The sequence below is a fragment of the bacterium genome (assembly GCA_014360495.1).
Lineage (GTDB): Bacteria > Armatimonadota > JACIXR01 > JACIXR01 > JACIXR01 > JACIXR01.
On record JACIXR010000007.1, the window covers coordinates 156,583 to 179,764 of the forward strand.

At 46.4% G+C, this 23,182-nt stretch carries 20 protein-coding genes; 9 read left to right on the forward strand and 11 right to left on the reverse strand.

The window, feature by feature from the left end:
• Window positions 1-116: 116 nt before the first annotated feature.
• The 9 genes from H5T88_07520 (at window position 117) to H5T88_07560 (ending at window position 14,535) form a co-directional block, all read left to right on the forward strand.
• Entirely contained in the window at window positions 117-656 is a 540-nt protein-coding gene (locus H5T88_07520; protein MBC7330187.1) for a fumarate hydratase C-terminal domain-containing protein, read from the forward strand.
• 5 nt (window positions 657-661) lie between these two features.
• Window positions 662-931 (forward strand): hypothetical protein, encoded by a 270-nt coding sequence (locus tag H5T88_07525; GenBank protein MBC7330188.1) that lies wholly within the window; start codon window positions 662-664, stop codon window positions 929-931.
• 32 nt (window positions 932-963) lie between these two features.
• A complete protein-coding gene (locus H5T88_07530) occupies window positions 964-4,581 on the forward strand; it encodes a beta-galactosidase (GenBank protein MBC7330189.1) in 3,618 nt (1,205 codons plus the stop codon).
• Window positions 4,578-5,567, forward strand: coding sequence for a carbohydrate-binding family 9-like protein (locus H5T88_07535; protein ID MBC7330190.1), 990 nt, complete (start codon window positions 4,578-4,580; stop codon window positions 5,565-5,567). Before H5T88_07530 ends, H5T88_07535 begins: the two co-directional genes overlap by 4 nt.
• Window positions 5,568-5,698: 131 nt before the next feature.
• A complete protein-coding gene (locus H5T88_07540) occupies window positions 5,699-7,843 on the forward strand; it encodes a beta-galactosidase trimerization domain-containing protein (GenBank protein MBC7330191.1) in 2,145 nt (714 codons plus the stop codon).
• 62 nt (window positions 7,844-7,905) lie between these two features.
• Window positions 7,906-10,119, forward strand: a complete 2,214-nt coding sequence (locus H5T88_07545) for a hypothetical protein (protein ID MBC7330192.1) — start codon at window positions 7,906-7,908, stop codon at window positions 10,117-10,119.
• Window positions 10,106-11,401 carry a histidinol dehydrogenase gene (hisD, locus tag H5T88_07550; protein MBC7330193.1) on the forward strand — a complete coding sequence of 432 codons (1,296 nt, stop codon included), beginning with the start codon at window positions 10,106-10,108 and terminating at the stop codon, window positions 11,399-11,401. Before H5T88_07545 ends, hisD begins: the two co-directional genes overlap by 14 nt.
• Window positions 11,402-11,683: 282 nt before the next feature.
• A complete protein-coding gene (locus tag H5T88_07555; GenBank protein ID MBC7330194.1) occupies window positions 11,684-13,558 on the forward strand; it encodes a glycoside hydrolase family 127 protein in 1,875 nt (624 codons plus the stop codon).
• Entirely contained in the window at window positions 13,555-14,535 is a 981-nt protein-coding gene (locus H5T88_07560; GenBank protein ID MBC7330195.1) for a hypothetical protein, read from the forward strand. The genes H5T88_07555 and H5T88_07560 overlap by 4 nt, the downstream gene beginning before the upstream one ends.
• Window positions 14,536-15,151: 616 nt before the next feature.
• On the opposite strand, the gene H5T88_07565 is transcribed toward H5T88_07560, so the two are convergent.
• The 11 genes from H5T88_07565 to H5T88_07615 all read right to left on the reverse strand — a co-directional run bounded on the left by H5T88_07565 (window position 15,152) and on the right by H5T88_07615 (window position 22,779).
• A complete protein-coding gene (locus H5T88_07565) occupies window positions 15,152-16,147 on the reverse strand; it encodes a D-glycero-beta-D-manno-heptose-7-phosphate kinase (protein MBC7330196.1) in 996 nt (331 codons plus the stop codon).
• A 3-nt stretch (window positions 16,148-16,150) separates the two neighbouring features.
• A complete protein-coding gene (locus tag H5T88_07570; protein ID MBC7330197.1) occupies window positions 16,151-17,227 on the reverse strand; it encodes a bifunctional phosphoglucose/phosphomannose isomerase in 1,077 nt (358 codons plus the stop codon).
• A 3-nt stretch (window positions 17,228-17,230) separates the two neighbouring features.
• A complete protein-coding gene (locus H5T88_07575) occupies window positions 17,231-17,461 on the reverse strand; it encodes a 30S ribosomal protein S18 (GenBank protein ID MBC7330198.1) in 231 nt (76 codons plus the stop codon).
• Window positions 17,462-17,488: 27 nt separating this feature from the next.
• Window positions 17,489-17,914 carry a single-stranded DNA-binding protein gene (locus H5T88_07580; GenBank protein ID MBC7330199.1) on the reverse strand — a complete coding sequence of 142 codons (426 nt, stop codon included), beginning with the start codon at window positions 17,912-17,914 and terminating at the stop codon, window positions 17,489-17,491.
• A gap of 51 nt (window positions 17,915-17,965) precedes the next feature.
• A complete protein-coding gene (locus H5T88_07585) occupies window positions 17,966-18,859 on the reverse strand; it encodes a polysaccharide deacetylase family protein (protein MBC7330200.1) in 894 nt (297 codons plus the stop codon).
• Window position 18,860: 1 nt separating this feature from the next.
• The gene (locus tag H5T88_07590; GenBank protein ID MBC7330201.1) at window positions 18,861-19,781 is read right to left on the reverse strand and encodes a methionyl-tRNA formyltransferase; all 921 of its coding nucleotides are present in this window, start codon (window positions 19,779-19,781) and stop codon (window positions 18,861-18,863) included.
• 4 nt (window positions 19,782-19,785) lie between these two features.
• Window positions 19,786-20,271, reverse strand: a complete 486-nt coding sequence (def, locus tag H5T88_07595; GenBank protein MBC7330202.1) for a peptide deformylase — start codon at window positions 20,269-20,271, stop codon at window positions 19,786-19,788.
• Between the two features lie 649 nt (window positions 20,272-20,920).
• Entirely contained in the window at window positions 20,921-21,061 is a 141-nt protein-coding gene (locus H5T88_07600; GenBank protein MBC7330203.1) for a glycosyltransferase family 2 protein, read from the reverse strand.
• 7 nt (window positions 21,062-21,068) lie between these two features.
• On the reverse strand, window positions 21,069-21,365 hold the full coding sequence (locus tag H5T88_07605; GenBank protein ID MBC7330204.1) for a hypothetical protein: 297 nt from the start codon (window positions 21,363-21,365) through the stop codon (window positions 21,069-21,071).
• Window positions 21,362-22,393 (reverse strand): flippase-like domain-containing protein, encoded by a 1,032-nt coding sequence (locus H5T88_07610; GenBank protein MBC7330205.1) that lies wholly within the window; start codon window positions 22,391-22,393, stop codon window positions 21,362-21,364. The genes H5T88_07605 and H5T88_07610 overlap by 4 nt, the downstream gene beginning before the upstream one ends.
• A complete protein-coding gene (locus H5T88_07615; protein ID MBC7330206.1) occupies window positions 22,390-22,779 on the reverse strand; it encodes a carboxypeptidase regulatory-like domain-containing protein in 390 nt (129 codons plus the stop codon). The genes H5T88_07610 and H5T88_07615 overlap by 4 nt, the downstream gene beginning before the upstream one ends.
• Window positions 22,780-23,182: the final 403 nt, after the last annotated feature.

Sequence of the window (23,182 nt, forward strand, 5' to 3'; positions counted from 1 at the left end):
CTCCTTATTGAAAATCAATTCAATTATATAAACTTTGTTGGGGTATAGTGAATAACGAATCTATGGATTTATTACAACCCTTGACTTGCATTAAAACTTTTATGAAAATAAAAACAATGAAGGATACAAGGATTGAAGTTCCACTTTCCGATGTGGATATTGAGAAGCTGAGGAGCGGGGATAGGGTCCTCATCTCCGGCGTTGTCTATACCTTGCGTGATTCAGCAAATAAGAGGCTCCTCCAATTCTATAAAGAAGGGAAAGATTTCCCCTTCCCTACAAAAAATTCCGTCATTTATTACGCCGCCCCCACCCCACCCAAGCCCGGGCATCCCTTGGGGTCCCTCGGACCAACTACTGCGAGCAGAATGGATGTCTATGTCCCTTTTTTGCTTGAAAAAGGGATAAGGGGAATGATTGGGAAGGGGAAAAGAAGCGAGAAAGTGAAGAAATTGATAAGGGAATATAGGGCGATTTACTTCTTAGCAGTTGGCGGGGCAGGAGCTTTCCTCTCCCAATTCGTGAGGGAGGCAAAGCCAATAGCTTTCCTGGATTTAGGACCAGAAGCTATTTTTGAGATTCATCTGGAGGATTTCCCCGCCCTCGTCGCCATAGATAGCTATGGCGAAAGCATTTGGGAAAAGGAAAAGAGGTGAGCACGGTGGCAAGAGGAAAACATATCCCGAATAGAAGCTTTCAACCCGCTGAGTACCCTGAGTGCCCAAACTGCGGCGAGAGGAGAGCCTGGAAAATAATTGAGAACGGGGTGGAGTATTGCGAGAACTGCTATCCCGAGGAGCCTTGCGGAGAACCTCTTTGGGGCCAACAGGATAGTGATGACATTGATTTAAGCGATTTTTTCGGCGGAGATATCTGGGTTGATGAATCTCTGGATGAAGAAGATTTCCTCGGAGGAAACGGTAGGCATTAGTTGACAAAATTTGTTAACGAGGTGATTTTGAAATGAGAGAATTAGGCAAATTGCTTCTATTTTTGTTGATTTCTTCTTTAGTCTTGGGACAGGAAGTGGATTATGGCCCAAAGCATATCTCCCCCACGCTTGAAGTCATAACTCCTCATATCAAATGGCTTAAGCCTTATGCGAATGGTCCCCTCAATGTTCTTTTCATAACCCACAGAGGGGCAATGAGGGAAATCTCCGAATTAGTGGAAAGAATGGACATTAATTACACGGTCATATCAATCGCTCGCCCCGATACATTCTACGAGAGAGACCCAGCCAATCCCTCCACCCTCTCTCCAGAGTCCATAACAGCCGATGGGGAAAGAAAGCTGGAGGGGAATTACGACCTCATCGTCTTAGGTAACATCAATTGGACGTGCCTTCCCCTTTCCTGGCGCTACCTCATATTGAAGAAGGTGAAGGAGGGAACAACACTCTTGGGAATCGTCAGGGGAAGCGATGAATACCTCTCAAGGGCTTTGGAGAAGAAAATAGATGCAGATTTTCCCTTCCTCTATCCCTTCAAGGGGCTTCCCTATTTTGAGAAATACGAGAGCAAAGATTCCTTTCTAAAAGCCACCCTTGATGCTTACCAGTTCGGAGAGGGGAAAATATTCCTACTTAAAGGATACGATTTGCCCTATAGAATGCAGATGCTCACCCCTCCACCAGTGGGAAATCGCTTGGAGGTCAGCTATATTGAATACGATTACTATCTCGCCTACATCTGCCATCTTCTCAGCATCCCCAAACCACCCTCCCTTATCCTAAAGGGCAAGGATTACATAGAGACGGATAGGGATAAATTCACAGATATGGTTTTCTCCCTTGAAAGCAAAGAAAAAACGAAGGTTTCCTGCAAATTTGAGCTGAGGGGCAAGTATAACGGCTTCAGCCATTCCCAAACGAAGGAAGTATCACTTTCGCCCGGAGATAACCAAATTAGCTTTAAATTTGAGAAACTGCCAGCGGGCGAATATTTCGCCGATATATGGGTCTTTAAAGAGGGGAAAATCCTGAACTTCGGCTCCTCATTTTTAAAAATCAATTCCCCTACCCTCATAAAAAGCATAGATATGAAAAAATCCTTCGGAAAGGAGGAAATCGTCTCGGGAAAAATCACCATTGAGAGCGATTCACCCAACTGGAAAGGGTTAAGGCTCTTCGTTTTTCAAAAAGATGCCTACGGGAGAATAACGAGCGTTAAGGATATAGACCTCTCCTCATTCCCCTCAAAATCACCTCTGGAAGTTACTTTCTCCCTTCCCCAAAGCAAGCCCTTAACGGTTCTTCAGAATCTCTGGGCGGTGCTTTTTAAGGGAAGGGAAGCTTTGGATTGCAAAAGCAGACCATTCTTCATCTCCAATCTCTATCCGAAAGACGATATCAGGTTCATCCTCTGGGTAGGAGGCTTCAACACCTATCTCACTCCACACTTCTACACTTCCCTCTATAAAGCGGGATTTGACACTCAATATACCGGCTTCAATGAAGCATTGCTCCTCGCCAATATCTATCATCTTCCCTATGCAACGAGATTCATAGATAGAAAGACCGATTGGTATCCCCATCCAGATGTTCCGAATAGAACGAAGGATGACCATATAAGGCTTCCCTGCCTCAACGACCCAGCCTATCTCAATGAGGTTAGAGAAAGTCTGACGAAGACAGCGGAGCATTTGAAGGACTTCTCCACGAGGGAGTTCTCGATGGGGGATGAATGTCATTTCGTTGGAGGAAGCTATGAGCTATGCTTCTGTCCATATTGCGTTTCCGGATTCGCCAAATTCTTGGAGAAGGAATATGGAAGCGTTGAAAACCTCAATAAGGAGTATGAATCGGATTATAAATCCTTTTCCGATGTGAAGCCCGTTACTTTGGAGGAAGTTAGAGGGAACCCAAAGCTCGCCCCCCTATGGGTGGATTATAGAAGATATATGGAGGATGTCTGGGCGGGAATTTATCGCTTCAGTAAGGAGGTGATAGAGAAGGTTGTTCCCAATGCAAGGGTTGGCTATGAGGGAAGCGATATGTCCATAAACAGCTATATAGCAGCCGATTTTTACAAGCTTATGCAATCAATGAACCTCAACAATACCTATGACGCTTCCTTTATCCCATATGCGGTTTCCGATTTCAGCCAGCCTGGAACCCTCTTGGGATTAGGATGGTATGGAGGATATAACCCCTGCAGAAGCGAGATTTACAATAGATACATCGCCTGGCGTCATCTGTTCAGAGGGGCGAATTCCTTCTGGGTCTGGCATGGAGAGCCGGGCGAGGAGGGCGGAGTTGTAGCGCCAGACCTTTCTTTTTATGATTACTTCAAGGCAAATATTGAAGAAATCAAGGAGCTGAAGAGGGGAATTGGGAAGCTCTTGATGAACGCCAAACGAATCGGCGATGTCGCCATCCTCTATTCCGCAAGCAGCGTTCATCTCTCAACATTAACGGAAAGCTTCCCTCCTATTGAGCAGGTCCTTAATAGCCTCGTTGCCCTACTTGAGGATTTGAGATGCCCATTCAGAATTATCTCCTATAAGCAACTTGAGGACGGAATCCTAAGAAAGGAAAAGTTCCGTTTCCTCATCCTCCCCTATGCGCAAGCCCTTTCCCCAAAAGAGGTCCAGGAGATAAAGGATTTCGTCAAAAATGGAGGAATAGTTATATCCGATTTGCGACCGGGAATCTACGACCAACACGGCAAGCCTTACGAAAATTATCCACTTGAGGAAGTTTTCGGGGTGGAGCTTTCAGCGAACCCTCAAGCGAAAAAGGGAAGGATTACCCTCAATCTGGGAGCGAATTTCCCCAGTTCTCTTCCCGAAACATTCGCCGACGCCTCCATCAAATTAACAACCGGCAAGCAATACGGGGAGGTTGAAGGAATTCCCTGCCTCATCGCAAAAACATACGGCAAGGGAAAAGCCTTCCTCTTCAACTTCTCCCTCTCCCCTTACTCTTCGCAGGGCGAATCATCGCAACTTTGGCTATCCTTCATGAAATCTTTATTGAATTATGCTGGTTATAAGGAGAGAGTCAGCCTCTCACCCGATATCCCAGGGATTAGGACATATTGGTTCCAACAGGGTTCAAATCTTTATCTCGGCATCCTTCAGGAACTGCCCGAGCCCTCAATAAATTACGCGCTCGGAAAAGCAAAGCCGGTCGCCTCGTTGCCCGTCAAATTTTCACTTCCCCAGAAATATCACATTTACGATGTAAGGGCAGGAAAATATCTCGGCTACGCAAATCTAATAAGCACAAAAGTCGAGCCGGGAAGGGCTAAACTTTATGCCCTCCTCCCCTATAAGATAAATAAACTCTCCCTAAATATCCCAAGCAAAACGGTTCAGGGAGGCGAGTTAACTTATGACCTCAAAATAGAGGGGAAATCTTCCGCCTTGGGACTTCATATCGTTCATCTCTCACTCATCAGCCCAGAAGGAAAAACCGTAGATTACTATGAGGATAATCTCCTTGTTAAGGGCGGAAAGATTAAGGGCTCAATTCCCCTTGCCCTAAATGAAGAGCCCGGCAAGTGGCGAATAAGGGTTAGAGATGTCGCCACGGGAATCTCAAGCGAGAAAAGCTTCGTATTGGAGGGGATAAAATGAAGGGGAAAATCCCGATTTTGCTTATCTTATTGATTCCCCTTTTTCTCCTCTGCAAGGAAAGGAGGGAATATCCTTGCTACCTTCTTCCTGAGGCTCCCGTTATGGATGGGAGGGAGGAAAAAGCTTGGGAAAGCATTCCCGAGGCTACTGGCTTCTTCCTCTTAGGTGGGGAGAAATACGCTATGGAGAAGCAGACCTATTTCAAATGCGGATGGACAAAGGAAGGGATATATTTTCTCATCAAATGCGATGAACCGTCAATAGAGAAGCTTTCCGCAAGATTAAATGATGGTGAGGAGCTTTACAGAGAGGATAGTATTGAACTGTTCTTCTTCCCAAAGGATGCTCCGAATTATCTTCACTTGGCTGTGAACGCAAGAGGAAGCAGATGGAATCAAATTGACGCTACTGGTCAGCCTGCCACTCCCTGGAATTGGCAGGCAAAGTCTTTCGTAGGCAAGGATTTTTGGTCCGCTGAAATATTTATCCCCTTTGAGGTGCTGAGAAGAACAGCAAGGGATGGAGAAAGATGGCTGATTAACATCGCAAGGAACATCTATACTGGTCCAACCTCTGAGCATTTCACCTGCTGGCCGCCTCTGAGGGCGGGATTCCACGAAGTTCAAAACTTCGCCTTCCTAACTTTCAAGGAGAGGCAACTATCCCTAGAGGAAAAAGGAAAAATAGAGGAGGAGATAAATAAGCCTTTCTACGCATTCCTCAAAGGGGTAGTTGAGGGATTATGGAGGGAATTGGAGAAGGAATCGGGGAGGTATCGGGAAGCTATATCCTATGGATTGGGGAAAGAAAAGCTGAAAGAGGAAGCTAATTATTTGAATGAGGCTTGGGATGAGCTGGGGAAGTTGATGCAAAGAGAAAAGCCCTCGCTCACCGAGCTCCGTTCTTTCATCATAAATTACCCAAATCTTCCCGCGAGATTCAAGGAATTCAACTACAAAGTGCTTTTGGAGAAATTGTTCGAATGAAATTATACGCTTTCTCACTGTAAGCCCACCCAAGGCGGGCGTGGCAATCTCAAAAGGGAATGCGGACTCGGTTCTCTCAATGAACAAACCTCTTGCCTTCCCTTTCTAAAATGATGTAAAATCCAATCGCTATGAAAGGAATGAACCATTTGAGCACAGTCCTTTTCTTCCTCGTCTTATCTCAAGCCATCCCCTCTTTCCCCGCCCAGAAGTTCTGGCGAGGATGGGATAAATATCAGGTTATTATGTGGAGCACAGGTGATGTGCGGAACTTCCCCCTCTGGGTGCAGAGATTGAAGGAATTGGGATTCACCGCCGAGGAATGCTTCCGGGGGAGAGACCCTAAACCCTTCGTGGAACAGAATTTCGGTTTCTACGCGGAAAACCTCGTCTTTGAACTCTGCTTCCTCCATAGCCGACAGCCCCTTTACGATAACGACTTCAAATCCTACACCTCCACTCATAGCAAGGAATTCCTCGTCCGAAAGCCCTGCTTCCACGACCCCTCCTTCTGGGAGAAAGTGGAGAAGGAATTGAAGGACTTCGTCTCCCTCTATTCCCCCCATAAGCCCCTCCTCTACGACCTCCGTGATGAACCTTCAATAGGCTTTTTCGCCAACCCAATGGACTATTGCTTCTCTTCCTATACCCTCCAAGCCTTCCGGGAATGGCTGAAGAGGAAATATGGCTCTCTGGACGCTCTAAACAAGGAATGGGATACTAATTTCTCCAGCTGGGATGAAGTTGAGCCGATGACCACTTATGAGATAAAGGAGAGGGAGAAAAGTGATTTGGAAAGCGGTAGATTGGAGAATTACTCACCCTGGGCTGACCACAGGGCTTTTATGGATTTGACCTTCGCCCAAACCCTTGATAGAATGCGCCAGATAATCCATCAGCTCGACCCAGAAACGCCCGTGGGAATTGAGGGAACCCAGATGCCAAGCGCTTGGGGAGGCTACAATCTCTACCTCCTATCCCAAGCCCTGGATTGGGTTGAGCCCTACGATATCTGCAACAGCAGAGAGATATTCCGCTCCTTCTTCCCCCATAATGCCCCAATCATAAGCACGTTCTTCGGCACGGATTACAATCGCATCAAGAGGAGATTATGGTGGCTTCTCCTCCACGGAGACAAGGGATGCCTTGTCTGGGATGACGAGAATTCAAGATGCATTGAGAAGGAAAAGGATGATATGCCTATTACGGAAAGGGGCAGGGAATTAGCCAAGATAATCGCGGAGATAAAGGCAACAGCACACCTTTTCTTCCAGCTTCAACCGATAGTCGACCCCATAGCCATTCATTATTCACAAGCGAGCATTCGCGCCCATTGGATGTTTGATTCCCGCGAGGATGGCAATACCTGGCCACGAAGGTTCTCTTCCTATGAGAGGGTGCATTCCCGCTTCGCTAAGGCAAGGAATGGATTTGTTCGCCTCCTTGAGGATATAGGTCTCCAATACAACTTCATCTCTTCGGAACAAATAGAAAATGGAGAACTTATGAAGAAGGGTTACAAGGTCCTAATCCTCCCCCAATCAGTCGCGATGTCAAGGAAGGAATGCGAGGAGATAGAGAAGTTCGTGCGCTCGGGAGGAATCCTCATAGCCGACAATATGATAGCCACTATGGATGGGCATTGTAAGAGGTTGCCAAAGGGACAGCTTGACGATTTGTTCGGGATAAAGAGAAAATCTGTTGGCTGGCATCCCGATGCTGAAGGTGGAGAAATAAGCATTAATGAGCGATATGCACCGCTTCCCATATTTGAAGCCGATGTTGAGACGACAACCGGGAAAGCCCGATTTTCCGCCAAAGCGCCTGCGGTTATAGAAAGGAAAGTGGGAAGAGGGAAAGCGATATATCTCAATTTGGATGTGAGGGTTTATCCCAAACTACGCCTTTCCCCTCCTCAAGGATACGCCTTCAGGAAATTGTTCGGGGGTTTGTTAAAGGAAAGCGGTTTAGAAGCGCCAGTTAAAGTCAAGAAAGCGGATGGGGAATTGGCTGATTGTGTTGAGGTATGGAGATACAAGGGAGAGAAAGGAGAATACATCGCTTTGATTCGCAATCCCGAGTTCGGGGTGGAGGAATTGAAGCAAATCGGCTATCCCGGAAACGATGCGATAGAGAAAGAGGAAGAGTTAGAGATTATCTTCCCTCGCAAGGCGAAAATCAAGGAGATTCTGAGCGGTAAGGACTTCGGCACTACGAATAAGGTAAAAGCAACTCTCTCCCCCTGGGTTCCTTTAATATTTGAAATAGTGAGGTGATTTAAATTATGAAAAGATTTATCATTTTTCTAACCATTATTTTGGAGGTGTTATTTTTCTCTATGGCGAAGACAAACATTGAGAGCAAAGGCGATATATGGATTTTGGATAACGGGCTACTCCGTCTCACGGTTGACGCAAGTAAAGGAACGATAAGTGTTAAGGATTTGAAGAAGGGAACAACGTGGGAGCAACCGGAAAGGGAGATTATCCCCGAGAGAGCCTTCCGAGAGGTTAAAAAGATTGCCAATGGGATAAGCTTCAAAACATCCCTTCCCGAGCATAGCGGAAAATTGATAGAGGTTCAATATGAACTAACCCTCAATCCTCAACTCCCCCAAATCTATATAAAGGTCAGCAAGGAGGGAAAGGATGAGCAATTTTGGGGCTTCTTCTCCCTTGAGCCATTCCTCACCTCCTTCAAAAAGGGGGTCATAGCTATAACTGATTATTGCGATGGGCATCTTTACCCCGTTGAGGAATTCCCCCATTATGCATTTGAAGCTGCTCGCCTTGATATAAATTTCCTGGGAATTTGCGATTTGGATAGCGGGGCAGGCTATGCGATTATTCTTGATACCCCCGATGATGCCACGGTATATTTCCCCAAATTCAGATTCAAGGGGAAAGAGCTACCCGCTCCACGCATATACTGGGAACCAAGCAAGGGGAAATTCTCCTATCCAAGAGAAATCATCCTACATTTCACGAGCGATGGAAGCTATGTGGCTTTGGCAAAGGCGTATAGGGATTACGCGAAGAACAAGGGTCTTATAGTGCCGTTCAGCGAGAAGGTGAAGAAGAATCCCAACATCCGCCGCCTCTTCGGCGCCCCCGATGTATGGTTTGAGTGGGATAGAGGGGATTATCTATCTTTCGCTTTGGAGGCAAAGACCTACGGAGTTGAAAAGATGCTACTCCACGGGAGGAGCTCGCCGGAAAACCTTCTGAAGGTCAATTCCTTAGGCTACATAACAAGCGAATACGATAATTATACCGATATCCTTCCCATTGAAGAAGGGAAAGGGGTGGATTCAACTCATGGGAGAATCCCTGATGATGTTGTGTTGAAGGCTGACGGGCAGAGGATGACAGCCTGGCTAACCTGGGATAAGAAGACTCAATATATGAAACGCTGTCCTGCCCTCTGGCGTTCAGCAGCGCAAGAGGTCATCCCCAAGGTCCTTCAACAATATCCCTTCATCGGACGCTTCATAGATGTCACCACTGCCGAAGGATTATACGAATGTTATGACCCAAATCATCCCCTGACTAAAGCTGGGAAGAGGCAATGTGGGGTTGAACTCCTCTCCTATGTCCGCTCACTGAAGTTGGTCGTGGGAGGAGAACATGGTATATGGTGGGCTGTCCCCTTCCTTGATTACATTGAGGGAATGATGAGCTGCAATCCCTTCTTCTCCTGGCCAGCCGGTCATCTAATAAGACCGAAATCCAAACATGAGGAGTTCACCGACCCTTGGGGGCACAAGCTTCCAAGCTGGGAGACATATGAGAAATGGGGAATCGGGCATAAGTGGAGAGCTCCCCTATGGGAACTCGTCTTCCACGATTGCATAGTTCCCACTTGGTATTGGGGGGATTCAACCGATTTCCTGCTTGAAGCGGCACCCGAGATAACCCCTAAGAAGAACGCCTTCAATATACTCTATGGAACGATTCCTATGTTCTGGAGCAGAACTTGGAACAGCAATAGGGATTTGTTCCTACAAAGCTATCGTGTGACCTGCAAATTGCACGAAGTTATCGCCGATAAGGAGATGCTAAAACATGAATTTGTAACTCCCGACCACGATGTGCAAAGAACCCTTTTCAGCGATGGAACGGAGGTCGTAGTCAACTTCGGGGAGAAACCCTACAGATTGGAAAGGAATGGCAAGACCTACCTCCTTCCCCAGAATGGCTTTTATGTTAAGGGTCCAAAGATTGAGCAGTATATGGTTTTGAAGGATGGAAAGGTTATAACGAGAATAAAGGCGCCCGGATATACCTTCAGCGATGAGGAAGGAGTGGAAGTAGAGATGGCGTATGTAGGGACTAGAAGGGCAAGACTTCACATCGGAGCGGGCAAGGAAGTCTTGATAAAACCGAAGGAATTGAACAGCAATTGGAACCTTAACACAACGCGTATATTCCTCCTTGACAACCAAGGGAATAGGAAAGAAGAAATACAATTGAAGAGAGAGGGAAGCGGTTTTCGCATTGGACCCTTCGCCGAGTTCACCAATTTGGAGATGGTCTGCAGTGCGGGTTCTTAGATTAGATAGAGATAAGGATGAGATAGTAAAGCTCTTGAATCGCCCTCCTTTTGAGGAATCAGCTCTGAGCTTAGCGAAAGAGATAATTCACAAAGTGAGGGAGGATGGGGATTCTGCCCTCCTCCAATTCGTGCGGAAATTTGATTCCCCAAATGTAAAGAGCCTGCTCGTCTCGCTCCAGGACTTGGAAAGAGCTCATAAGAAGGCGAGCAAAAGCTTTTTATCGGCGATTAGGAGAGCGAGAAGAAATATAGAAAGATTTCATAAGGCTATCTTGAAGAATTTAAGGGAGACTACTTTGAAACTCCCTAATGGGACTAAATTAGCAAGCCTTATCCGTCCCTTAGAGAGAGTGGGTGTTTACATCCCTGGAGGAAGGGCTCCCTATCCATCCACCCTGCTTATGACAGCCGTTCCCGCTCAGGTGGCGGGAGTTAAGGAGATAATCGTCTGTTCACCACCTCAAAAAGATGGGGAAATCCATCCCCTCATTTTGGCAACGGCAAAGGAGCTCGGGATTGAAAGAGTGATAAGGGCGGGAGGCGCCCACGCCATTTCCGCTATGGCTTTTGGAACGGAGAGCGTGCCCAAGGTGGATAAAATTGTGGGTCCAGGTGGAGCAATCGTTGCGGGAGCGAAGAAAGAGGTCTTTGGTTATGTGGGAATAGAGAGCATAGCGGGACCGAGCGAAGTCCTCATCCTCGCTGATGAGAAAGCAAACCACCATTTCATAGCTTTGGACCTTCTCGCCCAAGCGGAGCACGACCCACTTGCTTGGTCGGTTTTGGTTACAACCTCTGAAGAGCTCGCCGAGCGAGTTTTGAACGAGATAGAAACGCTCCTTCCGGGAATGGCCAGGAGGGAAATAATTGAGGAGAGCTTGGGAAACAGAGGATACATAATAATAGCAAATTCTGTGGAAATGGCGATTGAATTCGTAAACGATTTCGCTCCTGAACATCTCCAGATAATGATGGAAGAGGGAGAGGAAATAGTTCCTCTTATAGAGAATGCGGGAGCGATTTTCCTGGGGGATTTCTCGCCCACGGCTATAGGGGATTATATCGCTGGTCCGAGCCATACCCTGCCGACGGGAAGGACATCTCGCTTCTTTTCACCCCTATCAGTTGAGGATTTCCTCAAACGAAGCTCTTTAATCTCCTATTCCATCCAGCAATTCAAGCGGGATGCGAAATCAGCGATGAAGATAGCGGAAAAGGAGAAGCTCATCGCCCATCAGCTTTCAATTTTGCGAAGGCTGGAATCGCTTGAGGGTAGTTAGAGAGTTTAATGGACAAGAAATGCGAGCCTGAACGCTTTTGCGTTCAGGCTCGCATTGACAGAGAGTCGCTTCCTCCTCAGGAAGCGGGTCATCTCCCTTCTCGCAATGGAAACCGACAGTTATTATGCATTTTTATTTGACTTGTTTAGGGTTTTATAAGATAATATTCTCACTATGAAAAGAAGGGCTTTTCCCACAATAATGAGGACTGTTATCCTGCCCTTCCTTCTTTTGGTTTGTTTGTTTTCGGGGAAACCCGCCCACCCACAAGGAGGAGAAAATATGGAGAAGAAATTCCTCAAACCCGTTTCCCTTAAAGATGTGGAAATCAGCGACCGCTTCTGGGCTCCCCGCCAAGAAACCCTGAGGAAAGTCACCATTCCCCACCTCTTCAAGATGCTGGAAAAAGCGGGGAATATAAATAATTTCAGGTTAGCGCGGGAAAAGGCTCACGAGGGCTATAGCGGACCCTACTGGATGGATTCCGACCTCTATAAAGCAATTGAGGCGACCGCTTATGTCCTCGCCAAGCATCCTGACCCTGAACTGGAGAAACAATTAGACGATTTAATCTCCCTCATCGCTTCCGCTCAGCTTCCCGATGGTTATTTGAACACCTATTTTGAAGTTGTTGAGCCAGATAAACGCTGGACTAATCTTATGGCTTGCCATGAATTATATTGTGCCGGGCATCTCTTTGAAGCTGCTGTCGCTTATTACGAGGCCACTGGTAAGAGAAATCTATTGGATGTAGCCATCCGCTTTGCCGACCATATAGATTCAATATTCGGGGAGGGAAAGCGGCTTGGATATCCCGGTCATCCCGAGATAGAGCTCGCTTTGGTGAAGCTCTGGAAGGCAACGGGAGAAAAACGCTATTTTGATTTGGCTCGCTTTTTCATCTTGAAGAGAGGAAGCAAATATTTCGCGCAAGAACACAACACCCCCCTTGACCAATATGACGGGAGCTACTTTCAGGATAATGCGCCAATTAAGGAGCAGAAGGAAATCGTCGGACACGCAGTGCGAGCGGGATATTTGATGGCGGGAGCGGTTGATGTGGGAAGGGAAACCAACGATGAGGAGCTCCTGCAAGCGGTTCTGCGGATTTGGAGAAATGCGACCGAGAGAAGAATGTTCGTCACCGGTGGGATGGGCAGTGCCTCAGCAAATGAGGGATTCACAACCGATTACGACCTCCCCAATCTGACAGCCTATCAGGAGACTTGCGCCACCTGCGCCATGATATTCTGGGCGCATCGTCTCGCCCTCCTCTACGGCGATTCCCAATTCGTGGATGTTATGGAGAGGGCGCTCTATAACGGAGCCCTTGCCGGCATTTCCTTAAGCGGAGACCGTTTCTTCTATGTCAATCCACTGGAAAGCAAAGGAGGATATAAGCGGGAGGAATGGTTCGGCTGCGCCTGCTGTCCTCCCAATATCGCTCGCTTGCTAGCCTCCTTGGGCAACTACATTTATGCCCAATCGGATGATGGAATTTGGGTGAATCTATATGTTCAAGGGAAAGCGAATTTAGAATTGAACGGGAAGAAAGTTGGTTTGGAGGTCATCGGAGATTACCCCTGGGATGGGCATATGATTTTATTCCTTCACCCCTCGGAATCATTTGAATTCTCCCTCTATTTGAGGGTGCCGGGTTGGTGTAAGGGAGCGGAAGTGAGGGTGAACGGCAAGAAGGAGGAGAATCCGAAGATGGAGAAAGGTTATATAGTTTTGCGAAGAGCTTGGCGGGAAGGAGACAAGGTCGAGCTGGAGTTGCCTATGAGCGTTGAGAAACTCGTAGCTCATCCTGAGGTGAAAGAGGATGTGGGGAAGATTGTCTTACAGAGGGGACCATTGGTTTACTGTTTTGAGGAGCAAGACCAAAACGCTCCCCTGGGATATATTTACCTCACTTTGGATTGTGATTTCAAACCGAGATGGGAGAAGGATTTGTTAGGAGGTATCGTGGTTTTAGACGGAGAGGGAATAGCATGCGAGGGATTGGAATGGAAGGAACAGCTATATCAAGCTGTAAGTCCCAGGATGAAGAAGGTAAAGGTGCGAGCTATTCCTTATTACGCATGGGATAACAGGGAGCCTAGGGCGATGAAAGTCTGGATGCCCCTTTATCCCTCCGCTATTTGGGAGAAATGAGAAGAGTTTTAACTCTATTTTTAACATCCCTCTTCGCTCTTAATCTAAGGGCGACTACATTGGGAATAAAAGGGAAAAATTTCGTCGTTGATGGAAAGCCCACATTTCTATTGGGGATAAGCTATTATGGGGCTTTGGGTGCGCCGAGGGGATTCATTCGGAAGGACCTTGATGATATGAAGAGATTCTCCTTCAATTGGCTTCGGGTATGGGCGACTTGGAGTGCCTTTGGAGAGGATGTATCCGCTGTGGATAGGGAAGGCAATCCCAGGGAACCTTATTTCAGGAAGCTGGAATGGATAGTTAAAGAGTGCGATAAGCGAGGGTTGATTGTTGATATAACATTGAACAGAGGGGCATTTGCCAACCATCAAGCTCATTTGAAGGCTGTAAGGGAAATCGTTTCCGCTCTGAAATCATATAGAAATTGGTATATAGATTTAGCGAACGAACACGATATCAGGGATGCGAGATTTGTGAGTTTCTCCGAGTTGAAGGAGTTAAGAGACGCTGTTAAGGCGATAGACCCAAATCGCCTCGTCACAGCCTCGGGAAGACCCGGCGATGTGGAAACGCTTAAAAAATATCTTTTAGAGGTTGAAGTGGATTTCATAGCTCCCCATCTCGCGAGAAATCCCGAAGCGCCTAAACAAACGGAGGAGATAACGAAAAGATATTATGAATGGATGGAGAAATTGGGGAAGGTTGTGCCAGTTCACTATCAGGAACCATTTAGGCGAGGGTATACTCCGGGATGGGAACCCAAGGCGGAGGATTTCCTCACGGACCTTGAGGGAGCGAAGAAGGGTGGTGCGGCGGGATGGTGTTTTCACAACGGAAGCCAAAGAGACACCCCCGACCAGAAACCTCGCAGGTCATTTGATATGAGAGAGAAGCGGCTATTTGAACAGCTGGACGAGGAAGAGCGCAAACTTCTTAATAAACTACGCAATTCCACAGCATCTGCAACTCCCTAAGATGTTTTCCAAGATGAAGATTTTCTGAGCCGAAGACTCTCCTTTAGAGTTTATAGTCAAGCAATATGGGGAATCCCCTAAGGAATCTTCCAATGCTATAGATCATACACCCTTACACCATCTTCTCTCCGTATATCGCGGGTCATGTTGGGCAGCTCTATTCGTGCATATTGATTGACACCTACTGTCCAACACTTAAGTCATACATATAGATGTCCCAGTAGCCGTTCCTTAGATCTTCCCACACAATCTTATCACCATATATCGCTGGGTTCGCCTGGCGCCCTGGAGCCTTGCAGAATTGATAAGAACATAAAGCCGATGCACAAAAAGATAAACAATAGAAAGAGCAAGAAAACAACAGTCGCTCTTCCCAATGTCCAACGCCTTGCTCTCTTGCCCCTCGTCAGCATATGCTCTAAACCTTACTCTTTAAAATGATAATTGCTTAATTCTAATCCAGTTTCGCTAATCCTGTCAACAACTCGCCTTACTTCTATAGGGTAGGTTTTAGGACATAATCGCTATTTACTTCTCCATCTTTCGCTATACTCTGAAACCCTTACCAACACTTACATAGACGAGAAAGAATTAATCTGAGCTATTTGCTGGTCTTCTATCTCGTCCTTGTCAATATCTCCTCTCGCAACTCTTCTAAAGACACAGTGGCAGTGCCTATCCTCCCTACAGCTATCCCCGCAGCGATGTTGGCTAACTTGGCGGAATCGTATAAATTCGCTCCCGCGAGTAAAGCGAGCGTCACCGTAGCGGTAACTACATCTCCCGCCCCAGTCACATCAAATACCTGCCGAGCAACTGTTGGTATATCCATAATCTCGCCCTCTCGGGGAAACACCATCATCCCCTTAGCGCCCCTCGTTATTATTACGCCCTTGGAGGAAAGTTTATCTAATAGAATCCTCCCATATCTTCGCACATCCTCGTCCTCCCGCCCCTTCTCACCCACAGCAAGCGCTGCCTCGTTGTCATTGGGAACAATATAATCTATCCCTTTGAAATAACCTACCCTTTCCCTTGAATCACCAACGGAAAGTGTCCCAGCTTCAGCAACTAACTCTATGACCTCCTCTCCCACGACCCCATAAGAGTAATCCGCCAAAACCACCGCCTCAACCTCGTTTATATACCTTTTGATTCTTTCAAGGAGCTCCCTTTTCGTTTTTTCCTCTACCTCCCCCTGATGATATTCATCTATTAGAGCAAGCTGTTGAGTGGGCGAATGTTCCTTCGTTGCAAGTAGCTTCGTAAATGTCGTCGTAATAAATGATGGCTCCACTATTATGCCCTCTACATTTATCCTATTTTTACGCATTAGCTCTAAGAGGATTTGCCCATGATAATCGTTTCCCACTATCCCCACTGCGAGAACCTCCCCTCCCAAACTTCTTACACAGTTGCATACATTAGCTCCACCTCCAGGGGTGTAATCCCTCCTAATAAGCCTCATCCTTGGAACAGGAGCTTCGGGGGAAAGTGCATAGGCTTCCCCAAGTATATATTCATCAAGACACATATCCCCTATCACAAGAACCTTTCTTCCCTTAAAACGGGGAAGAAAGGAAAGAAGCTGAGGGGATATCTCCGCCTGCATAAATCAATTTGGAATGGGACCGAGTTTCTTCTTGATATAATTGATTGAATCTATCTCCTGTGGGTCTACACCATAGAGAACGGCGAGGTAAAGGCTCAAGAAATCGCCGAGATATAAAACTGAGAGAAGCCTCGCCAATTTCCCTTCGCCTTTAGTCCAAACCTCGTAAATCTCAGTCTTATCGGAGAGAAGTTCCTTCGTTATCTCTATCCTCTCCTTTATCCTATCGTTTTCTCCCTTATCCCGCAAAATAACTACCACGAAGTTTGCGACTTTCTCCTTGGACTCCCACGCCATTATCTCATTGTGATGGAGCTCAGAGAAATAATCCACATAGGCGTGCGCTTTTGCGTTCTCGTTTATCTGCGTCTTCCAGCGAAAGGCAACCCCAAAGAGTAGAGGAGAAGAGGCGTAAATCAAGGGAAGTTTGCCCTTCAAACTATAAGCCAATTGTTTCGCTCTATTATCCTGCGTGGGAGTTAATGGGGAGAAGCTTTCCCTTAATTCCCTTAGCAAAGCAATTGCTTCCTTCCAATCGTTTCTTTTCTTAACCACTCCTATGCTTTCAAGGGACCTCACCAAGGGAACGAATATGAAGGGGAGAGCTGAACGAGGCGGAAGACCCGGAGGTAAAGATATGAAGACATCCTCGTTTACGATTTCCTTCAATTTTCCTCCGCTTGATATCACTACTCTCCTTGCGCCTCTCGCCTTTGCCTCCCTGTAGGCGCTAATTGTCTCCTCCGTGTTTCCCGAGTAGCTTATCGCATAAAAGAGGGTGTTCCTGCTCACGAACGCAGGGAGGTTATAATCCCTGATAACGAAGAGTGGAACGGGCAAATTCTCTCGCAAGAGGGAGTACGCGAGGTCGCCTCCAATTGCTGAACCTCCCATTCCACAGACGACTATATTAGCAGGATTGAAACGAGAGAATGTCCTCCCTTCAAACTCAGCCAAAGCCTGTTCAATATCCTCTGGCATTCTCAGGGTAAGGGAGAACATATCTCCCTTATCAACTTTCCTTATAACCGAAGAATCGTCAAGGGAGATATTTTCCGGAGAGCAGAACTCACAGCCCATAAATTATTCACCTACGAAGGGAAGAAGAGCCATTATCCTTGCCCTCTTAATCGCCCTTGCCAGAGCTCTTTGATGCTTCGCACAAGTTCCCGTCACCCTTTTAGGGATTATCTTGGCTCTCTCGGTGATGAATTTCTTCAAGGTCTCAACATCCTTATAGTCAATCTCCTTGACATTATTAGCACAAAAAACGCAAGACTTCTTCTTTCTGGGTCTGAGAGTTCGGGCTGACATAGCTATTCCTCCTTTCTTATCTTAGTTTCAACCTATATCCTCGTCGAGGCTGTCCTCTTTAATTATTTGAATGTTCTCATCTATATCCTCTACCCCTATTTCCTCCTCAGGAGGATATTCCTCAGGAGGGATAACTTGAGGCGGCTTATCCAGGAAGCGGAATGTATCAGCGACAATCTCTACCACCCTTCTCCTCGTTCCATCAGGAGCAGTCCAGCTGCGCTCCCTCAACTTGCCCTCAATGCAGACGAGCCTCCCCTTCATAGCGCTTGCCACCCTCTCCGCAAGCTCCCTCCAAGCAACGATGGTGAAGAAATCCGCGTCTTTCCCATCGGGAGAGGGAACGGGGCGGCTGACGGCAAGACGAAAGTTTGTGACTGCTACACCATTGGGAGTGTAGCGCCTCACTGGCTCCGTCGCTATCCTTCCTATCAATATAACTCTATTCAGCATTCCTTTCGCCTCTTTCTTTTTTTATAACTATATTGTAAAATCCCATTATAGTCAAGTTTTTACATTCCTCCCCCTTAACCTTCTCTGAGCCTCACGAAGAACTCTATAACCTATCAGTTTTATCCCCTCATCAGCTATGATTTCCCTTATCTCTTCGTCCTCCCTGAATAGAAGATAATCCTCCGCCCTCTCCCGCCAGCTACCCGCTATATTTTTTATCTCCTCCGAAGGCAAAGCGGGATGAATGAATAATTCGTTAACGCCCTTCGGCAAATTCCTCAAAACTCTCTTGTAATACTCCCGCAAACTTTCCCCTTCTTTCCTTTGCCCGATAATTAATCTATCGGGGAATAAAATCCCCTTCTTCCTTAGCAGTGGACGAAGATGAGCTCCTCCCAACAAGCTTTCCAACTCGGGTGTGCCCATCCTGATTGGCAAATCGTATTCCTCCGCAAGCTTTATGTAAACTGGGAAATACTCTATGTTGTATTGGAGCGTGCCCATATGTGAATCCAAATGGGTTATATCTATGCCAAAATGTAAGGCCTTCTCTATCTGTGCTCTCGCCTCTATTTCAGCCTCCCGAATGTTTGAATGCGCATAAACCTCTCTTATATCCCTCCATAGATATCCCTCCTCATCAATCAATCCTCTTACCTCACAACTATCCGCCACCGGTCCCCAACGATAATTATCCCATTCACAGGTATGAGTTAAATGGATGCCAAAATCCAAAGAAGGGTCTTCCCTACATATCTTTGCGATATGGGGAAACCAAGGACAAGGCACCATTATTGAACCGCTTGTCACCAACCCGTTTTTCATAGCGTCAACAGCCGCTATATTTGCTGAATAACACAGCCCAACATCATCCGCATTTATTATCAGGATTCTATCTTCAGGAGAATAGCCCAGTATCTCGTTTAGTGAAAGGGAATCAACCATTTCAACCTAACACCTCTCCTTCCTTAACTCTATAGCCTCTAACGAATTCCTCTCCGCTCAATGCCCTTTTCCCCTCCATTTGAAGGGAAGTCAAAATCAATGCCCCTTCCCCACAACCAACGATAATGCCTCCCTTATCTATTCCTATCACCTTCCCTGCCTCTCCCTGAATATCCACCAACCTCCCCTGCCAAACTTTGAGCCTTTTACCCCTAAAGAATGTGAATGCTCCCGGTGTGGGATTCCCCGCCCTGAGCAATCTTTCAATTCTCTTCGCTGGGGAATGCCAATCTATTTTGAAATTCTCGCTTTTCAAGGCAGGAGCGTAAGTTGCCTCCTCTTCGTTTTGCGGGATGCGAGGAGCTCTTCCCTCTTTTATCAATTCAATCGCTGTGAGAAGGAGCATTGTGCCCTCTTTAAAGAGCCTTTCGCCAAGGCTTCCATAAGTATCCTCAGGATAAACGGGCATCTCCTTTTGAAGAATGATGTCGCCCGCATCCATTTTCTCGCTTGCATAATGAATCGTCACACCGGTTTTCTCGTCCCCTTCCAAAATCGTCCATCTCACTGGGTCAGCACCTCTCCAGCGGGGAAGAAGGCTGGGGTGAAGATTAATGAAGCCAAGGGGAGGGATTCTCAATATCTCGGGAGGAATATACTTTCCATAAGCGGAGATGACGCAGAGCTCGGGCGAGAGCCTTTCTATTTCCTCATGAAAAGAAGGCTCCCTCAAATTGTCCGGTTGGAGGACAGCGATTGAATGAGCGAGGGCGAAGTCCTTGGTTGGTGGAGATTGGAGGGAAAGACCCCTTCCTGCGGGTTTATCCGGCTGGCACACAACGGCAATTACTTCTTCCCTCTCTGTCAATGCCTGTAGAGGATACAACGCCCAATTGGGGCTGCCCCAGAAGATGATGCGCATCTATTTATCTTTTGCTTTCCGCCTTTTCTGCCTTTACCCAGCGGAATGTATCTGGGTATGCTTTGTCAATGAAAAGGACACCATCAAGGTGGTCTATCTCGTGGCAAAGGGCTCTCGCCAATATACCTTCCGCTTCAACACTAACCGCTCTTCCTTTTGGATTGAATCCCGAAACTTTCACATGGGCTGGACGAGGGACGATGGCGTAAAGATTGGGAATGCTCAAGCAACCCTCCTCATCCTCCTCCATGCCCTCGGCGTGGATGATTGTTGGGTTGACAAGGGCAAGGGGCTTATCGTTTTCCTGCAATACCACAATAACCCTCTGAGAAACGCCTATCTGGGGAGCAGCGAGCCCTGCCCCATTCGCCGATTTCATCGTCTCTATCATATCGTTGATAAGGCGCCTTAGATTGGCGTCAAATTTATGCACCGGCAATGCCTTCTCTCTCAAAATGGGAGCGCCCAATGTTAGTATTTTCCTTATCATATCAGAGTAATTCTACCTCCTTTGATTAAAATTGTCTACGTATAAACCTGCAATATATTTCTCCTTTCTTTGGCTGAAGGCTTGCATCTATTGTTATAAAGGAAATGTTTAAAAAATTTGAATTGATAGCATAAGGGAGGATTTCAAATAACGAAAAACAAAATGTCTCATATAAAAATCTATATCCAAAGACGCGAGTCCGACAAAGGAAGACCTGACAATTGCATTCCTTCTCCATGATTAAATATGAGATTGCCACGCCTTCTGCGAAGCAAAAGGCTCGCAATGACAGTGGGGTTCTTACCCCGCTACGGAAGGAATTGTCGCTAAAACCTATACCCATAGATGCGAGGAGCGAAGCAAGAGGAGAAAAACGATAGACAATCAGAAATAAAGAGGGAAGAATCTGCAACTTTCTTAAGGTGGTAGGCTCACCTCTTACTGGAGGAGGTAGTGTTTTTACTTCCTTTCGGAAAAGCAATCTCGCTTATCGTATTTCTTGCGTAGGTCATAGTCCCCCTTAAGAAGCCTTTGCGATACCTCCTACCCGAAAGCGAAGTGGCGTATCCCTAAACGAGCCAAGAGAGGTCCGCTGTATAATGTATAAAGCCCGCCAAAGGCGACTAACTTTTCGTCCTTTTTGAACTCCTCAGCTATGCGTGAGAGCCAATTTGGAAGGAGGATTGCTAACAACTATTATCTCAAAATCCTGAAAATCCTGTTGAAGAAGGCTTTGGAGGGTTCTGCCGATGTAGTTCTCCTCGTTGTAGGCAGGAATAACCACAGATATTAGGGGATTATCCGGTTTTTGCGAACATGGGCATCATACCCATCTCATCAGCAATCATCCCCAATCCTTTTCCCAGGAAAAGGAAAGGCAAAGCTGGTCTCTTTCTAACGAGCAAAGAGATTAAGAAAAAAGAGAAAACAAGCAGGAAGTGAAAAGTTGAAGAACGGTATATGGGTGCCTGCTCGGTGCGAGGGAAGAAAAAGGCTAAGCTTCGCAGGAGGAGTATTGTGAACCAGAAGGAGATGTAGGTTGTCGCTATTTCCTCCTCGCACTTGGAGAAACCAGATGCTATCCACTTCTTCATCTTGCTCGTGGCATCTCCTCCATTCTTCTCAATTCCCTTCTCATATTAATCATTGAAAAGATGCCCACGATGAAGGGTAACCAATAGGAAAACAAGCGATAGAGGGTGCCCGAAAGAATTACGATATGGGCGGGAACGCCGAGGGCTGTAAAAATCAAGCTCAGCGAGGCAAGCAAAACGCCGGGAGTTTGAGGGACAAGCGTTAGAGCGCTGAGGAGAAGGGAAAGGGAATAGCCGAAGACGATGTGGAAGAAACTCAACCTATGACCGAAAACGAAAAAGGAAAAATAGAGGGTAAAGATGTTGCCGAGATAGAATAAGATAGAGGCAAGGAAGGCAAGTGGAAGCTCGTTATAATGGCTTCTCAGCATGCGAAATGTCTCGTAAAGGCGGGGAATTCCCCTCCTCACTCGCTCAGGGTCCATTACATCTCTCTTTAGGAAAAAATTGGAGAGCTTGTTCAAAAACTTTATGATTCCTTCCCCGAATTGGGAGAGCTTCTTTCCCTCCTCCTTGAAGAGATAATAGAGAAAGAAACCTATCAGAATGAGGACGCCGGCGATGACAACGAGAGCGTAAGGAGGAAGGAAATAAAGGGGAGAAACGGGAGCGAATAATAGGCTGAGGAAGAAGAAGACAGCATAAACAACATAGATGATGAATGTCCAACTAATGACAAGGAATAATATCGCCTCATGGGGAAGCTTAAGCTTTCTGTAAAAGTAATAGGAAATCGCAACCCCTCCCAAGACGGGGAAAGCCTGATTTCCCACTACCCCCAAAATGGCAATTCTCAATGTATCCTTTAGGCGAAGGGTATACCCTCCCATCCTCAGCACAATTAGAGATAGCCAGCCATCGCCGAAATAATAAAGAGATTGAGCAACCAGAAGCAACGGTAAAAGTTCTAAGTTCGCTCGCTGGAATACTATGGGTATTTCCCGATATGACTCCCCTATCTTTGGTAAAATAACCCAAATAGCTATGGCTAATAAGATAAGGGCAAAGATATAGCGCCAATATCTCATCTTTTGTCAACTGGCTGAAGCTGGAAGTTGACTTCTTTCTGATAATCGGGAGGTGAAAGGGTTATTTCCTTTGTCTGCTCCTGATAGCCTTTACTGGATGCCTTAACCACATAAGTTTTCTGGGCTACAGGAACCCAGAGATAGTATTTCCCATTTTTATCGGTTGTCTTAGTGTCCAAAATGTCATTTGGATTGTCTTTATAGGAGGCAGAAACCGTAGCGCCCACAATTGCAATTCCCCTTGTATCTGTTACAGTTCCATAGATGTTGTAGGGAGGTGGAGGTGGATTGTTATCAGTGGGTGGGGTGAGTCCGCCGCCGCCTCCTCCACATCCCGAGAGGTAAAGAAGAAGCATAAGAAGCCCAAGATAACAAAAATAACGCATAACATAAATTTAATACGGAGGGGAGAAATTGTCAAATTTTTATACAATTCCATAACATTTGAGACTCCTAAGGAGACCTCCTATGTTGCTTGACCATAAACTCCAAAAGAGAGCCTTTCTTGGATTTTTAGGTCTTCATGAGAATTATGCTTCTTGAAACGAGGAAAGCTTACTTTTCCCTCTTCTACTTTTTTATTTGAAATTGTTCAATTTTTCAAACTTCCTGTTTTCTGCTACATTTAAAGACTCTTGGGTTAATTAACTCCAAATCAATACCTTCTACCTCAATTACTTTTTCACGACCAACTAAGCGGTGAGAATCTACCAATATATCGCTATCTAAAATTATTCTTTTAATAGGGCGGGGAGGCTTCGCCTCCCCGCCCTATTAAAAAAACTATTT